12 protein-coding genes are annotated in these 13,391 nt (G+C 66.0%); 9 read left to right on the plus strand and 3 right to left on the minus strand.

The window, feature by feature from the left end:
* Window positions 1-79: 79 nt before the first annotated feature.
* The 7 genes from hrpA (at window position 80) to ACWKV7_RS21395 (ending at window position 9,046) form a co-directional block, all read left to right on the plus strand.
* Complete coding sequence (gene hrpA / locus ACWKV7_RS21365; protein WP_483859722.1) at window positions 80-4,141, plus strand: ATP-dependent RNA helicase HrpA; 4,062 nt, start codon at window positions 80-82, stop codon at window positions 4,139-4,141.
* A 115-nt stretch (window positions 4,142-4,256) separates the two neighbouring features.
* Window positions 4,257-5,003, plus strand: a complete 747-nt coding sequence (locus ACWKV7_RS21370; protein WP_483859723.1) for a substrate-binding periplasmic protein — start codon at window positions 4,257-4,259, stop codon at window positions 5,001-5,003.
* 77 nt (window positions 5,004-5,080) lie between these two features.
* Window positions 5,081-5,875 carry a substrate-binding periplasmic protein gene (locus ACWKV7_RS21375; RefSeq protein WP_483859724.1) on the plus strand — a complete coding sequence of 265 codons (795 nt, stop codon included), beginning with the start codon at window positions 5,081-5,083 and terminating at the stop codon, window positions 5,873-5,875.
* Between the two features lie 55 nt (window positions 5,876-5,930).
* Window positions 5,931-6,515, plus strand: coding sequence for a nicotinamide riboside transporter PnuC (gene pnuC / locus ACWKV7_RS21380; protein ID WP_483859725.1), 585 nt, complete (start codon window positions 5,931-5,933; stop codon window positions 6,513-6,515).
* Between the two features lie 3 nt (window positions 6,516-6,518).
* Window positions 6,519-7,550 (plus strand): AAA family ATPase, encoded by a 1,032-nt coding sequence (locus ACWKV7_RS21385; RefSeq protein ID WP_483859726.1) that lies wholly within the window; start codon window positions 6,519-6,521, stop codon window positions 7,548-7,550.
* A 96-nt stretch (window positions 7,551-7,646) separates the two neighbouring features.
* Window positions 7,647-8,108, plus strand: a complete 462-nt coding sequence (locus ACWKV7_RS21390; protein ID WP_483859727.1) for a hypothetical protein — start codon at window positions 7,647-7,649, stop codon at window positions 8,106-8,108.
* A 74-nt stretch (window positions 8,109-8,182) separates the two neighbouring features.
* On the plus strand, window positions 8,183-9,046 hold the full coding sequence (locus ACWKV7_RS21395; protein WP_483859728.1) for a LysR family transcriptional regulator: 864 nt from the start codon (window positions 8,183-8,185) through the stop codon (window positions 9,044-9,046).
* A gap of 46 nt (window positions 9,047-9,092) precedes the next feature.
* Here ACWKV7_RS21395 and ACWKV7_RS21400 read toward each other — a convergent pair whose 3' ends face one another.
* Both ACWKV7_RS21400 and ACWKV7_RS21405 read right to left on the minus strand, forming a co-directional pair.
* A complete protein-coding gene (locus tag ACWKV7_RS21400; RefSeq protein WP_483859729.1) occupies window positions 9,093-9,704 on the minus strand; it encodes a LysE family translocator in 612 nt (203 codons plus the stop codon).
* A gap of 87 nt (window positions 9,705-9,791) precedes the next feature.
* A complete protein-coding gene (locus ACWKV7_RS21405) occupies window positions 9,792-10,187 on the minus strand; it encodes a YgaP family membrane protein (protein WP_483859730.1) in 396 nt (131 codons plus the stop codon).
* Between the two features lie 199 nt (window positions 10,188-10,386).
* On the opposite strand from ACWKV7_RS21405, the gene ACWKV7_RS21410 reads away from it, so the two are divergent.
* Window positions 10,387-10,896 carry a hypothetical protein gene (locus tag ACWKV7_RS21410; RefSeq protein WP_483859731.1) on the plus strand — a complete coding sequence of 170 codons (510 nt, stop codon included), beginning with the start codon at window positions 10,387-10,389 and terminating at the stop codon, window positions 10,894-10,896.
* A 9-nt stretch (window positions 10,897-10,905) separates the two neighbouring features.
* Window positions 10,906-11,352 (plus strand): DUF421 domain-containing protein, encoded by a 447-nt coding sequence (locus ACWKV7_RS21415; RefSeq protein ID WP_483859732.1) that lies wholly within the window; start codon window positions 10,906-10,908, stop codon window positions 11,350-11,352.
* A gap of 32 nt (window positions 11,353-11,384) precedes the next feature.
* Here the strand turns inward: ACWKV7_RS21415 and ACWKV7_RS21420 are convergent, their stop codons facing one another.
* Window positions 11,385-13,127 (minus strand): carboxylesterase family protein, encoded by a 1,743-nt coding sequence (locus ACWKV7_RS21420; RefSeq protein ID WP_483859733.1) that lies wholly within the window; start codon window positions 13,125-13,127, stop codon window positions 11,385-11,387.
* Window positions 13,128-13,391 lie beyond the last annotated feature (264 nt).

Here is a 13,391-nt window from a genome sequence, read left to right on the forward strand (position 1 = left end):
TTCCGGGTGGTGCGGTCGTGTTCGATGGTCAAAATCTGCGACAATCCCGCGCTTCCGTGCATTGCCCCCCGGCTGTCTGATGACCGATTCGATACCCGCCGTCGACCACCTGCTGAAGAACCTCGACCAGGCCCTGCTCGCCGACCGCCATCGCCTGCGTCGGCAACTGCATGAGCTGCGCAAGCAGCCCGACAAGGCCAGGCTCGCCCAGTGGCTGGAGCGCTTCCAGGCCTCCTGTGCCAAGGTCCAGGCGCGCCGCGCCAGCGTGCCGCTCATGCGCTACGACGATGCCTTGCCGATCGCCGCCAAGCGCGAGGAAATCAAGGCGGCCATTGCCGGGCATCAGGTGGTGGTGATCGCCGGCGAAACCGGTTCCGGCAAGACCACCCAGTTGCCGAAGATCTGCCTGGAGCTGGGTCGCGGCATCCATGGCCTGATCGGCCATACCCAGCCGCGGCGGCTGGCGGCGCGCAGCGTGGCCACGCGGGTGGCGGAGGAGATCGGTTCGCCGCTGGGCGAACTGGTGGGCTACCAGGTGCGCTTCGAGGATCAGTCCAACGAGCGCAGCCTGATCAAGCTGATGACCGACGGCATTCTGCTGGCCGAGACCCAGCATGATCGTTTTCTGGAGAAGTACGACACGCTCATCGTCGACGAAGCCCATGAGCGCAGCCTGAACATCGACTTCCTGCTCGGCTACTTGAAGACCTTGCTGCCGCGGCGCCCGGATCTCAAGCTGATCATCACCTCGGCGACCATCGATCTGGAGCGCTTCTCCCGGCATTTCAACGATGCGCCGATCATCGAAGTGTCCGGTCGTACCTATCCGGTGGAGACCTGGTATCGCCCACTGGCGGCCGAGGTGGACGAGCAGGGCGAGCGCCTGCTCGACGACCTCACCGTCGACCAGGGCATTCTCGCCGCGCTGGATGAATTCGCCGCCTTTGAGCGCAGCGAGGGCAAGCGCCCCGGCGACGTGCTGGTGTTCCTGCCCGGCGAGCGGGAAATCCGCGAGGCGGCCGAGGTATTGCGCAAGGCCAACCTCAAGCACACCGAGGTACTGCCCCTGTACGCTCGGCTGACCCCGGCCGAGCAGCAGAAAATCTTCCAGCCGATGCCGGGACGCAAGGTGGTACTGGCCACCAACGTCGCCGAGACCTCGCTCACCGTGCCGGGCATTCGCTACGTGATCGACAGCGGTACCGCGCGCATCAGCCGCTACAGCTACCGTGCCAAGGTGCAGCGCCTGCCCATCGAGGCGGTGTCCCAGGCCAGCGCCAACCAGCGCAAGGGCCGCTGCGGGCGGGTCGAGCCGGGCATCTGCATTCGCCTGTACAGCGAAGAGGACTTCCTCTCCCGGCCGGCATTCACCGATCCCGAGATACTGCGCACCAACCTCGCCGCGGTGATCCTGCAGATGCTGCATTTGCGCCTGGGCGAGATCGAAGACTTCCCCTTCATCGAGCCGCCGGACGGCAAGGCGATCAAGGATGGCTTCACCCTGTTGCAGGAGCTGTCGGCGGTCAACCGGGAAGGCCAGCTCACTCCCATCGGACGCCAATTGGCGCGCCTGCCGGTGGACCCGCGGCTGGGCCGCATGATTCTCGAAGCGGCCCGGCTGGGCAGCCTCGACGAAGTGCTGATCGTCGCCAGCGCGCTGTCCGTACAGGACCCGCGCGAGCGCCCGGCCGACCGCCAGCAGGCTGCCGATCAGGCCCATGGGCAATGGAAGGATATCGACTCCGACTTCGCCGCGCTGATCAATCTCTGGCGCGGCTTCGAGGAGAAACGCCAGGAGCTGGGCAGCAACCCGCTGCGCTCCTGGTGCAAGAAGAACTTCCTGAACTACCTGCGCCTGCGCGAATGGCGCGATGCCCACCGGCAATTGGTGCTGATCGTCCGCGAGCTGCAACTCGGCGAGTCAGGCAAGGGGCGTCGGGGGGACAACGCCGCAGGCGGGTCCGCGAGGGCGGGTGGCGCCGAGAAGGGCCGGGCTGATGCACGGCCACGACCCAGCACCGACGCCAAGGACAACCTCGTCGTTCGCGAGCAGGACGAAGCCAGCGCGGCGGCGCAACGGGCCAAGGGCTATGCCGCCGTGCACCAGGCGATTCTCGCTGGCCTGCTCAGCCAGATCGGCCAGAAGACCGAGGATGGCGACTACCTCGGTGCGCGCCAGCGGCGTTTCTGGATTCACCCGTCTTCGGTGATCGGCCGCAAGAAGCCGAACTGGGTCATGACCGCCGAGCTGATGGAAACCACCAAGCTGTTCGCCCGCATGGTCGCCAAAATCGAGCCGGACTGGATCGAACCGCTGGCTGGGCATCTGGTGAAGAAGAATCACCTGGAACCGCACTGGGAGAAGAAGCGCGGCCAGGTGGTGGCCTATGAGCAGGTCAGCCTCTATGGGCTGATCGTGGTTGGCCGGCGGCCGGTGCACTACGGCCCCATCGATCCGGAAGCCTCCCGCGAGCTGTTCATCCGCGAGGGCCTGGTGCGCGGCGAGATGCACAGCCGCGCCCGATGCCTGGCCGCCAATCGCCAGTTGCTCGAGCGTCTCGACGAACTGGAGGCCAAGGCGCGCCGGCGCGACATTCTGGCCGACGAGGAAACCCTGTACGCCTACTACGCCGCGCGCCTGCCGCAGGACATCTACCAGGCGGCGACCTTCGAGAGCTGGTACAAGCGCGAGAGCGAGAAGACCCCGCAACTGCTGATCATGCGCGAGGAAGACGTGCTGGCCCGCGAGGCCAAGGAAGTCACCGCCGCGCAATACCCCGATACCCTGCACCTGGGCGAGTTGCAGCTACCGTTGTCCTACCACTTCGAGCCCGGCCATCCGCGCGATGGCGTGACCCTGCGGGTACCGGCGCCGCTGTTGCCGCAGTTGCCAGCGGAGCGCCTGGAGTGGCTGGTACCCGGCCTGCTGGAGGCCAAGTGCGTGGCGCTGGTGCGCAACCTGCCCAAGGCGATGCGCAAGAACTTCGTGCCGGTGCCGGACTTCGTCGGCGCGGCCCTGAGCAAGATCGCCTTCGGCCAGGGATCCTTGCCCCTGGCCCTTGGCCAGGAGCTGCTGCGCATGACTGGCGCCCGTGTGCCGGAAGATGCCTGGACGGATGCCGCCGCCCAGCTGGAAGGCCACCTGCGGATGAACATCGAAGTGGTCGACGCCAAGGGCAAGTTCCTCGGCGAGGGCCGCGACCTGGCCGAGCTGACCGCGCGCTTCAGCGAGGCCAGCCAGGCAGCCCTGCTGCCGCCGCAGCAGAAGGCCGAGCGCAAGGCGGTCGAGGCCAAGGCATTCGCCGAGGTGGCGGAAAAGACCCAGCAGAAGGTCGCCGGGCTGTCGCTGACGGTCTATCCGGCGCTGGTGGAAGAGGGCGGGGTGGTCAAGGAAGGGCGCTTCCCGACCCAGGCGGAGGCCGAGTTCCAGCATCGTCGCGCCCTGCAGCGCCTGCTGTTGCAGCAACTGGCCGAGCCGGCCAAATACCTGCGCAACAAGCTGCCGGGGCTGACCGAACTGGGGCTGCTCTATCGCGACATGGGGCGGGTCGATGCGTTGCTGGAAGACATCCTGTTGGCCAGCCTGGACAGCTGTATCCTCGACGGCGAGCCCAGCCTGCCGCGCGACGGCGCGGCGCTGGCCACCCTGGCGGAGAAAAAGCGCGGTGGCTGGAGCGAGCACGCCGAACGCCTGGCGCGCCTGGTGCTGGAGATCCTCAAGCTCTGGCACGGCCTGCAGAAACGCTTCAAGGGCAAGATCGACCTGGCCCAGGCCATGGCGATGAACGATATCAAGCAGCAATTGGCCAACCTGGTTTATCCCGGCTTCGTCCGCGAGACGCCGGCCGAGTGGCTGAAGGAATACCCGCGCTACCTCAAGGCCATCGAACAGCGCCTGGACAAGATCGGCGCCCAGGTCCAGCGTGACCGCGTGTGGAGCGGCGAGCTGGCCGGCTACTGGGAGCAGTATCAGGCGCGCCTGGCCAAGCACGGCCAGGAGGGCAAGCGCGATGCGAACCTGCTGCTCTACCGCTGGATGCTGGAGGAGTACCGTGTCTCGCTGTTCGCCCAGCAGTTGGGCACGCGCCTGCCGGTATCGGACAAGCGGTTGGGCAAGCAATGGGGGCTGGTGGAGGCCTGAGCATGGCGCATGGGCGGCGTCGCACCGCGGTTGATTTCTTTCGCCTCCGGGCCCGCATCGTGCGCGCGGCGATCTGCGTCTAGGCTTGAAGTTCACCGTCGAGATTGTGAGGGCCATGAGAACGTATCTGATCATCGCCTGGCTGCTGTTGCTGGGCAGCCCCATGGCCCTGGCCGACGAACCCCGCTCGATCACGCTTTTCGTCTATCACCTGAAGCCGCCGTTCATTGTCGACCTGCCGAGCGAGCAGGGCCTCTACTACGACTTTGCCGATTTCCTCAACGGCAAGGGCGGCGCCTTCCACTTCCGCACCGTATTCCTGCCGCGCAATCGCATCGATCACGATCTCGCGAGGGGCACGTTCGACGGCCTGTTGCTCGGCGTCAGCCCTGCCTGGTTCCGTGACTCGGCGGAGGAGAAATTCCTCTGGACGCCGCCGATGTACCAAGACCAGGACGAGATCGTTTCCCGCGCGTCGACGCACTTCGACTATGACGGCCCCCAGTCGCTGGTCGGCATGACCGTGGGCGGCGTCCTGGGTTTTTCCTACTTCGGCATCGACGAGCGGGTGGCAGCGGGCGAGATCGAGCGCAAGAACACCGTGGGCGAACGCGAGGTGCTGCAGATGGTGATCAAGGGGCGGGTCGACGTCGGCATCGTCAGCCGGTCGACCCTGGACTACCTGCAGGCCCACGAAGGTCTGGGCGGCGATATCTACCGCTCTGCGCGGCCCCACGACCGCTACGCCCGGCGCGTGCTGGTGCCGCGGAACGAGGGCGCGGTGCATGACTATCTGACGATGATTCTCGATGGCCTGGAGGACGACCGTGACTGGCAGGCGATCCTGGCGCGGTACCAGTGAGCGCCACGTTGCGCCGCCGCTACCGGCGCTGCGTTTCGGGCTAGAGTTAGCTCTACCTGATCCACAGAGGCCGCGCGATGTTCGTCACGTTGAAGAGGGGCGAGGTCTGGCGGCGGTTCGCGCTGGCCTGGCTGGTGCTGCTGGGGGCGTTGCCGCTGCTGGTTAGTGCCTGCGAAAAGTCGCTGCGTTGGGAGGACGACCCGCCGTTCAGCATGGCCGATGCAGTCGGTGAAGTGGTCGGCATCGACATCGACCTCAATCGCGCCGTGTTGGAGCGTCTCGGTTGCCGGGTGAAGTTGGTCAGGTTGCCCTGGGCGCGGGCGCTCAAGGAGCTGGAGCTGGGCCGGCTGGACATCCTGCCCGGCGCCTTCGCCACACCGGAGCGGCAGGCTTACGCGTACTTTTCCGGCCCGGTGCTCAAGCCGTCGCGCAATGTGCTGTTCATGCACGAGGAGGCGTTGGCCCGTTGGCCGGTCCGCAGCCTGGGCGAACTCAAGGACACGCCGTTCCGCCTGGGGGCGCAGATCAACGTGTCCTACGGGCGCGACTACCAGCAACTGATGAGCGACCCGGCTTTCGCCTCCCGGGTGTCGTTCAGCGCCAACCGCTCCAACCTCTGGCGCATGATCGACCGGCGGCGAATCGACGGCGCCATCGCCGATGAGAAGACCGGCCTCTACGAGATCCACACGCTCGGGCTCGGCGACCGGATCCAGCTGACGCCCGTGGTGGTGTCGACCGAATCGGCGGAGGTGGCCTTCAGCAAAAGGAGCAATCCACCCGAATTCGTCGCGCGTTATGCCAAGATGCTCGAAACCCTGGTCGACGACGGCCATTACCAGCGTATCGTGCAGACCTATCTGCACGAGTGAGCGCCCCGTTCGCCACGTCGCTCTGCGCTTTTTCCGGACGCTACCGATGCCTTCCATGCTCGAAATCCTGGCGAATCTCGTTTACCTGGTCGCCGTACTGCTCGCCGCGCGCAACAGCGCGCACACCTGGACCACTGGCATTCTTGGCTGCCTGCTGATGGGCTGGTTGTTCTTCGAGGCGCAGCTGTATGCCGATCTCACCTTGCAAGGCTTCTTCATCGCCACCAGCGTCATCGGCTGGTGGAGCTGGCGGCATGGGCGACAGGGCGCGGAAATGCCGATTGGCCGGGCGCCCTGGGCCACCCTGCTGGGCCTGGCGCTGTTGGCGATCCTGGTGGCCGTCGGCTATGGCGCGCTGTTGCACTTTTTCACCGATGCCTATGCGCCCTTCGTCGATTCCCTGGTACTCACCTTCAGCGTGCTGGCGCAGCTCTTGCTGATGCGCCGCAAGCTGGAAAGCTGGTACGTCTGGCTGCTGGTCAACACCCTGTCGGTACCGCTGTTCGCTTCCCGTGAGTTGTATCTGACCGCTGGCGTTTACTGCCTGTTCTGGCTGAACGCCTGGTACGGGCTGTATCGCTGGCGCAAGGAATGGCAGCAGCGGGTGCCGCAGGACGACTTCCTGGGCCAGCGGGCCTGAGCCATGGCCAGCCGCTTTCGCGCCGGCCTGGTGGTCGGCAAGTTCTCCCCCCTGCACCTGGGGCATGAATGGCTGATCCGCCAGGCCCAGGCGCAATGCCAGACCCTGTACCTGCTCAGCTATTCGCAACCGGAACTGCCCGGCTGTCCGGCCGAACGGCGCGAGGCCTGGCTGGCCGCGCGCTTTCCCGAACTGGCGCACTGGGCGATCACTCAGGAGCGCATCGAGCAGTGGCGCGCCGAGGGGCGGCGCCTGCCCGACCTGCCGCACAACGACGCCGCGGAAGACCGGCAGCGCCAGTTCGTCGCTGAATTTTGCCGCGAGGTGATCGGCACCACGGTGCAGGCGGTCTTCACCAGCGAGGACTACGGGGAGGGTTTCGCTGCGCACCTGGCTGGTTGTTTCGGCCATCCGGTGGCCCATGTGGCGGTCGACCGACCACGCCAACGGGTACCGATTTCGGCGACGCGCCTGCGTGACGACGTGCATGGTCTGCGGCAGTTCCTCGCGCCGGAGGTCTATGCCGATTTCGTCGAGCGCATCTGCCTGCTCGGCGGCGAGTCGACCGGCAAGAGCACCCTGAGCGAGGCGCTGGCCGCTGCGCTGGATACCCCCTGCGTGGCCGAGTACGGTCGCACCCATTGGCTGGCCAAGGGCGGAGAACTGGTGTTCGACGACCTGCTGTACATCGGCCGGACCCAGGTCGAGCATGAGCGGCTCGCGGCGCGGCGGGCCAAGCGCTACCTGGTCTGCGACACCTCGCCACTGACCACGCTGTTCTACAGCCGGCATCTGTTCGACGGCGCCGTGGCGGAACTGGAGCAGTTGGCGGAGCGGCACTATCACCACCTGTTCCTCTGCGCCGACGATTTCGCCTTCGTGCAGGACGGCACCCGCCAGGGCGTGGTCCTGCGCAGCCACCAGCAGGCCTGGTATCGCACCGAGCTGGCCCGTCGGGGCTGGGCGTACACGCTGCTTACGGGCAGCCTGGAGCAACGGGTGCAGCAGGTGCTGGCCACGCTCGCCGGGCGATAACCCCAGGGCATCGCCGACATGAGCAACCGTGCTTTTACTTGCCGGCAGGCGCCGTTTAGCGTTGCTCGGGTCCTGATCGGGTGGGAGCCTGCAGCCATGTACGACGACGAGCGCAAGATCGCCCTCTATCGGCGAGTGAACGGCTTTACCGGCCCGCTGGCCCGGACCGGCTGGCACTGGCGCACGCGATGGATCGCTCGGGTCCTGGCGCAGTGGATCTGGTGGAAGAATGGCGGCCATGCGCAACGGCATACGCTGGCCATCGCCGAGGAGTGGCGGCGCCTGTTCGGCCTGCCCGCGTTCTGGCACATCGAGCGGCTGGAAGACGATACCGCCTACTGCGAAATCCGCTTTCCGTGTTCCCTGGAGGGCAGCGGCGATATCGCCGCCTGCCACCGCCTGATGGAGTACGACCGCGCCTTGCTGAAGAAGATCGGCGGGCAGATGGTGGTGCTGCAATCGCGGGCCGATCCCGGCGTGCAGAGGGCCTGCCGGGTCGCCATCCGGCGACTGCAGGATCGCCGCGCCGACCTCATTCCGGCGCGCCTGCTCGATTGAGCCTTGCTGCCCGGCAGGGCGGCGGCGAAGATGCCGCCAGATCGGGAACGGGAGCGCCCAACGTGCGTCTGGAAATGAAACACCTGCGTCTGGTGCGCTGCATCAGCGAGACCGGCAACCTGACCCGCGCCGCCGAATTGCTGTTCGTCTCCCAGCCGGCGCTGAGCAAACAGTTGGCCGAACTGGAGGAGCGCCTCGGCTTCGCCCTGTTCCATCGAACGCGCAAGGCGATGCTGCCTACCGAAGCGGGTGCGGCATTCAACAGCCATGCACGGCGCATCCTCGACGATGTAGCCGTGCTGGAGGAGTACCTGGCCCGCTACGGCAAGGGCGACTCCGGGCGGCTGCGGCTGAGCGTCGATCGGCTGCACCGTGCCGACTGGTTGCCCGCCTGGTTGCAGCAGATGCGCCGGCGCTTTCCCCAGGTAGACGTGCAGGTGCGGCAGGTGCCGGACCTGTTGCTGAGCCTGCGGCAGCGGGACAGTGACCTGGTCGTCATCGGTGAAACCAGCCCGGTGCCGGAGGTGCACTTCCAGCCGCTGGCGGGCGACGAAATGGTTGTCATCCTGCCGCCGGAGCATGTGCTGGCGACCAGGGACTGGCTGGATGTCGCCGACCTGGCGGGCGTGGACCTGCTCTACCACTTCGAGCTGGAGCAGTCCTACCTGTACCGCCGCTACCTGCATCCGCAGAAGATCCAGCTTGCCTCCCTGCAGCACATCCAGGACGTGCCGGCCATTATCGACCTGGTACGCGCGGGCGTCGGCCTGAGCCTGCTGCCGCGCCGTCTACTGAATGGCGACGAGCGCGGCCTCAAGGTGTTGCCCATCGGCGAGGGCGGCTTTCATTTCCACTGGTACCTGGCGCTGCTCCGTGACGAGTCGCGGGGCTTGGTGCACGGGGCTGCGCAGTTGCTGCGGGATATCGCGCTCGCCTAGCCTCGCTCAGCGGGTCAGCGGGTCAGCGGGTCAGCGGGTCAGCGGGTCAGCGGGTCAGCGGCAGCGCCGCGCCCATGGCGGCGAACAGCCCGCCGCAGCAGCGGTTGAAGCCTTTGCCGCTGCGCTCCAGCCACGGCCGGATGCGGTGGGCGAGGCGGGCCAACAGGTATTCCACCAGGCCTTCGACCATGGCGAAGGTCAGCGCCATCACCGTGAACTGCGGCCAGAGTGCGCGCTGCGGATCGAGGAACTGCGGCAGGAAGGCGCCGAAGAACAGGATCACCTTGGGGTTGGAGAGTGCGGAGAACAGCCCCTGGCGGAACAGCGCCGAGGCGCTGCGGAGCGGCGCCTGGCTGGTGGCGGAAAGATGCGGCGTCGGGCTGCGCCAGAGCTGGATGCCCAGCCAGACCAGGTAAGCCCCGCCGATCCACTTGAGCGCCGTAAGGGCGTGGGCGGAGGCTTGCAGCAAGGCGCCGATGCCGAACATCGACAGCGCCATCAACACCACGAAGCCCACCACGCCGCCCGTCACCGTGAACAGCGTGCGGCGATGACCATAGAGCACGCCGTGGGAGAGGGCGAGCAGGCCATTGGGGCCGGGCGTCAGCGACAGGCCGATCACCGCGGTGAGGTAAAGCAGCCAGGTATGCACGGCCATGGTCGGGGCTCCGCAGGCAAAGTCGATCCGGATCGGTGGATAGTGCCTGAATATTCGCCCGCCGGGAGCGGTGCCGTGGCGACGCGCTCAATGCAGGTTGTGGCGTAGGCGCTCCAGGCCGGCGCGCTCCTGCTGGATCTCGCCGGTGGTGCGGTAGCCCAGCCGGCGCAGCACCGGCAGCGGCGGGCACCAGCCCTGCAGGGCGTGCTGCAGCAGGAAGCCGCCTACCACCAGGGGCACCGCCAGGAACTTGCGGCTGACCGTGAGGCCCAGCAGGGTGCTGGTGAACACCAGGGCGGAAGCGTTGGTTTCCAGCACGCGTTCGATATCCCATTCGGCGTCCAGTGCATGCAGGCGCTGGTCGATTTCCTCCGGATGCTGGCGGAAGTATTCGATCGAGTGTTCGGTGTTTTCCCGAATCCGGCGGTTGATGTGCGCGGCGGTGTGCAGGGGCACGCGTTGTCCGGTGGTCGGCAAGGCCATGGCAGTTCTCCTCTGGCGGGGCCGCCCACGCACCGATTGCCGGGCGGCTGGAGGGTGTCGATAGTCTTTAGGTGTGTTGTCCGTGGCGTCGTTCCCGCGCGCGGTCGCCGCCGGACGAGCGCCGCAGCGGCCGGGCGATGAACTCGCGGGCCGCGCGAGGCTCTACCCGATAGAAGCAGGCTCTCGCACAGGCCCCCGTATGCCTAGCCATGATGACGAGTTCACCAGCCGTCGCTATCCGATCCAGGAAGACATTCCCCTGCAGCTCAAGCACTGGCGCATGGAGCGGACCGGTTGGTGCGTGCTCGCGGCGTTGGTGCTCGCCGCGCTGCTCGGGGTATTCGCCAATGGTCCGCTGAGCGCCTCGCAGGTGCAGACTGCGGATGGCTCCATCCGCGTGCAATACCAGCGCTTCGAGCGGCGCAGCGCGCCCTCGCAGCTACGCGTGCAGGCTCGGGCAGGCCCCGAGGGGGTGGTCCGGGTCAGCCTGGATGGGGATTTTCTCAGTCGCTTCAGTATCCAGGGCATTCAACCCCGACCGTCCTCGTCGCGCAGCCATGGGCGCGGTTTGCAAGTCACTTTCCTGCCGGATGCAGAGGGGCGGGTCGCGGTGTATTTCAGCGTGCGTCCGGACGGCCTGGGTCTGGCCCGCAGCCGGCTGACGGTCAACGGCTGGTCGGTTTCGCTCACCCAGTTGCTCTATCCCTGAGGGCTCGCCATGGAATCCGTACTGCGCGCCGCCGCCATTTACTTCGGCATCCTCATCCTGTTCCGCATCGCCGGCAGACGCATGCTTTCGCAAATCACCACCTTCGATTTCGTCCTGCTGCTGATCATCGGCGAGGCGACCCAGCAGGCATTGCTCGGCGATGACTTTTCCATCACCAACGCGTTGTTGGTTATCGCTTCGCTGGTGGTGTTCGACGTGGGACTTTCGCTGGTGAAGCGGCATTCGCTGCGGCTGGAGAAACTGATCGACGGCGAGCCGATGATCGTCGTGGAATACGGCCGCTTGCTGGAGAAGCGGGCGAAGCACGCGCGGGTGGACGAAGGCGACATCCTCGAGGCTGCCCGGCATGCCCAGGGGCTTGAGCGCATCGAGCAGATCAAGTTCGCCATCCTGGAGAAGAACGGCAGTATTTCCATCATTCCCAACGAGCGGTAGCGGAGCGCCCGCTGGCGGGCGCTCGCTCGAGCCTACTGGCCGACATCCTCGCCCGCGGTTTCCGATGCGCCCAGGTTGCCATTGGTGCGGAACGCGTTGGACCGATGCTGTACGCCGAACAGCACGAAATCCTCGTCGCCGCCGACGAACTTGATTTCGTCGAGACCGAGATCGACGCTCGCATTCGGCCCGACCAGCAGGCGGAACGACAGGAAATGATGCAGGTCGACGCCCCGTGCGGTGAAGTCGGCGAGCGGGACTTCCACCTTGGTCCAGTCGCTGCCGACCGTCGCGTAGTCCCCCAGGTTCACCCCGTAGTCCTTGTTGTTCACGCTGTCGCTCAGGTGGATGCTCAGCTTGGCCAAGGGCAGCGCATCGAAGTTCTTCAGATGCAGCACCAGCTTCTGCTGCCCCTGGGCGGGCAGGTCGAAATCGCCGGTCCACAGGTCGTCCTTGAACAGGCGGTACTGGTTCCAGTTGATGTCGGTGCCGAACAGGCGAACGTACCGGCCATCACCGACCGACGGGCCGCCGTCGCCCTGTTCCACGGTCACGGTGACGGCGAGATCGTCGGAGCCGCCGTTGCTGTCGGTGGCCCGCAGCACCAGGGGATAGCTGCCCTGGCTGCCGGCGGCGGGACTGAGGGCCAGGGTGCCGGTGCTGTCGTGGTGGTCGGTGAAAGTCGCGATGCCGGACGGATTCTGTACCAGCTCCAGGGTCAGGGGGTCGCGTTCCGGGTCCACCGCCGAGACGTCGAGGCTGAGGGCTTCGCCTTCCTTGAGGGTAACGTCGTCGAGGCTGTTGAAGACCGGCGGTTGGTTCGGTCCTTGCGCCGCGGGCTTGGTGAAGCTCAGCAGCCAGCGGTAGAGCACGTATCGGCCGAATTCGTTGTAGTGGTAGTAGTAGCCATCGCCGCCGAAGTTGCCGGCGGCGTCGACGTTGGGATCGCGGTGATCGTAGGCCAGTTCGAGGTAGTAGTGCTTCTTGGTGCCGTCGGGCAGGGTGAAGTAGGTTTGCACGCCATAGGCCCCATCCCAGGAGTTGTGGGGCACCTCGGCGAAGCTGGTGAGCTTGGCCGGATGTTGCAGCGGCGTAGCGGAGTTCAGGCAGTTGTTGAGTTTGTCGATGGTGCCTTTGCCCCAGTTGTAGTCGACGGTCCCGTCCTTGTCGCCATGGAAGGACCACACGCCGATATCGCTGATGGCGGCGCAGTTGAAGTCTTTCGGGTACCAACCGGCGACGGCGGCTACCGCGGCGACGGTGTCGGGACGATCGGTCATGACGGTGTAGGCGCCGTTGCCGCCCTGGCTCAGGCCGGTGATGTAGACCTTGTTCAGGTCGACGTTGAAGTTCTTGATCGCGTGCGCGTAGACCATCTCGTAGCGATCTTTGTAGATCCCGCACTTGTCGCCGGCCTTGTTGGGCGGTAGCTGGGGCGCCAGCACGATGAAGGGCAGGGTGTTGTCCCACAGCCCGTCGCGGATCATCTTCGGCGCGCCTTCCGAAATCGCCCGCTTGAGAATGTCCGGGTCCAGCGAATAGGTGCCGTCGGCGTTCCTGATGCTGGCATCGCCGCATTTGCCGTTGCCGTGCAGGGCGATCAGCAGCGGATAGCCTTGCGGGCGACTCGCGTCGTAGCCCTGGGGCAAGTGGACCATGGCATTGAGGGTTTTCGGGGTGGCCATCTTGCCGTTGATGGGCGTGAAGTCCGCGAAGGCAAGGGGCGAGAAGAGGAGGGCGGCCGCAAAAAGACCGGATAAGCGGGACGTATTCATGATGCTTCCTTGGCAGGTGGAGGTTGGACCATAGCAAGTGGCCTGGCCGGTATTTGGTCCTCCCGTCACGGATCGGAACGAGGGTTAGACCGAATTCTCATCCTCTGTACGAGCGTTCCAACTTCAAGGAATTAGCCCTTCGATGCCCGTCGATTTCTTCGTCTTTTGTCCCCCTGGGGTGGCAATTGAACATCATAAATCTGGGCTGCTTTGCGGTTTTTCCCCGGAATCGACGTTATCCTTGCCGCGCTTCCGGCGCCGTGC

The sequence above is a fragment of the Zestomonas ipomoeae genome, assembly GCF_057128665.1.

What these genes read in the sequence shown, in the direction of transcription:
- hrpA (WP_483859722.1), top strand. Translation starts at nt 80, where the DNA reads ATGACCGATTCGATACCCGCCGTCGACCACCTGCTGAAGAACCTCGAC.
- ACWKV7_RS21370 (WP_483859723.1), top strand. Translation starts at nt 4,257, where the DNA reads ATGAGAACGTATCTGATCATCGCCTGGCTGCTGTTGCTGGGCAGCCCC.
- ACWKV7_RS21375 (WP_483859724.1), top strand. Translation starts at nt 5,081, where the DNA reads ATGTTCGTCACGTTGAAGAGGGGCGAGGTCTGGCGGCGGTTCGCGCTG.
- pnuC (WP_483859725.1), top strand. Translation starts at nt 5,931, where the DNA reads ATGCTCGAAATCCTGGCGAATCTCGTTTACCTGGTCGCCGTACTGCTC.
- ACWKV7_RS21385 (WP_483859726.1), top strand. Translation starts at nt 6,519, where the DNA reads ATGGCCAGCCGCTTTCGCGCCGGCCTGGTGGTCGGCAAGTTCTCCCCC.
- ACWKV7_RS21390 (WP_483859727.1), top strand. Translation starts at nt 7,647, where the DNA reads ATGTACGACGACGAGCGCAAGATCGCCCTCTATCGGCGAGTGAACGGC.
- ACWKV7_RS21395 (WP_483859728.1), top strand. Translation starts at nt 8,183, where the DNA reads ATGAAACACCTGCGTCTGGTGCGCTGCATCAGCGAGACCGGCAACCTG.
- ACWKV7_RS21400 (WP_483859729.1), bottom strand. Translation starts at nt 9,704, where the DNA reads ATGGCCGTGCATACCTGGCTGCTTTACCTCACCGCGGTGATCGGCCTG.
- ACWKV7_RS21405 (WP_483859730.1), bottom strand. Translation starts at nt 10,187, where the DNA reads ATGGCCTTGCCGACCACCGGACAACGCGTGCCCCTGCACACCGCCGCG.
- ACWKV7_RS21410 (WP_483859731.1), top strand. Translation starts at nt 10,387, where the DNA reads ATGCCTAGCCATGATGACGAGTTCACCAGCCGTCGCTATCCGATCCAG.
- ACWKV7_RS21415 (WP_483859732.1), top strand. Translation starts at nt 10,906, where the DNA reads ATGGAATCCGTACTGCGCGCCGCCGCCATTTACTTCGGCATCCTCATC.
- ACWKV7_RS21420 (WP_483859733.1), bottom strand. Translation starts at nt 13,127, where the DNA reads ATGAATACGTCCCGCTTATCCGGTCTTTTTGCGGCCGCCCTCCTCTTC.